This is a genomic window from Nocardia sp. X0981, from assembly GCF_977089955.1.
Genome location: NZ_OZ372435.1, coordinates 2,225,717 through 2,226,775 on the forward strand (window position 1 = coordinate 2,225,717; position 1,059 = coordinate 2,226,775).

The 1,059-nt window shown below is 62.5% G+C and carries 2 protein-coding genes; both read left to right on the forward strand.

Going from position 1 to position 1,059, the window contains the following annotated elements; genetic code table 11:
- Window positions 1-117: 117 nt before the first annotated feature.
- Entirely contained in the window at window positions 118-471 is a 354-nt protein-coding gene (locus ACYR7D_RS09930; protein WP_459549310.1) for a hypothetical protein, read from the forward strand.
- A gap of 54 nt (window positions 472-525) precedes the next feature.
- The gene (locus ACYR7D_RS09935; RefSeq protein WP_459549311.1) at window positions 526-1,035 is read left to right on the forward strand and encodes a YbaB/EbfC family nucleoid-associated protein; all 510 of its coding nucleotides are present in this window, start codon (window positions 526-528) and stop codon (window positions 1,033-1,035) included.
- Window positions 1,036-1,059 lie beyond the last annotated feature (24 nt).

The window sequence follows — 1,059 nt, forward strand, 5'->3', positions numbered from 1 at the left end:
ATTCCCCGTCGTGGGAAAGGCCGGGTGCCGCACCGATGTCAAGATAGATTGCGACTCCGACCAGGTCCGATGCTGCTTGCGGTCCGATAGCTTGATGCGAAAGGTGAGGTGGACGAGATGGCCGACGAGAAGCTGGATTTCACGGCGGAGCAGGCGGGACGTGTCGCGAACAAGGTGGATGCCGTCGCCGGCCGGATCGCGGATGTGCTGGCCACGATGAAATCGGAGAGCGCGGCCTACTGGGGGTGCTGGGGGACCGGTGAAACCGGCGAGAGGTTCGCCCACGGGGACGGCAAAAACGGATACGTCGACAACTTGAAGCATCAGCAAAAGGTCATAGCTTCCTATCCGGAATTCCTCAGCGGAGAAAAAGGCTATTCTCCCCAGTTCCGAGAAGCCGCCAAATTGCTCATCGCAATGGAGCGTAACAACGAACTCGATATCAGGCGCTCGGGCAGGATGAAGGCATGAGCTTCGGCCGATCGAGCGTGTGGATTTTCACCGGGGGGCGCTGAGGGAACCGATATGACGGATGACGAGATGTCGATGGCTCGGCTGACGGATCTGTTCGATTCCGTGCAGGCCGGTATGAAGTCGATCGAGACCATGCAGCAGAAGTGGGCGTTGCTGACGGCGACGGGATCCGCGGCTCACAAGCGCGTCACGGTATCGATCAATGCCGAGGGTGAGGTCATCGAAACCCTCTTTTCCGGTGATATCGCCGATCTGAGCTACGACGAGATCGCGAAAGCGGTCACCGAAGCCGCCCGGGCCGCCATGGCGGAATTGCGGCGCAAAACCGACGGGCTGCGAGAGTCGTTGCAGGAGAGTACTTCTCGGATCCCCGCGCTTTCCGAGCTCGCACCCGGTGCGCTGGATGTGCTGGGGCTGGTACCCGAGCCGCCGCGGGTTTCGGCAGCGCCGCCCGGCGCGCCGGAACGGCTCGCCGCGGAGTCCGGGGCCATGGAGTTCTCCGATACCGAACAGGTCGACAGCAATGCGGCGCAGCCCGGGGTGACCGGTCCGTCTTGGTGATGCGTTCCGGGGTAAGGCTGCGTC

What these genes read in the sequence shown, in the direction of transcription:
- ACYR7D_RS09930 (WP_459549310.1), top strand. Translation starts at nt 118, where the DNA reads ATGGCCGACGAGAAGCTGGATTTCACGGCGGAGCAGGCGGGACGTGTC.
- ACYR7D_RS09935 (WP_459549311.1), top strand. Translation starts at nt 526, where the DNA reads ATGACGGATGACGAGATGTCGATGGCTCGGCTGACGGATCTGTTCGAT.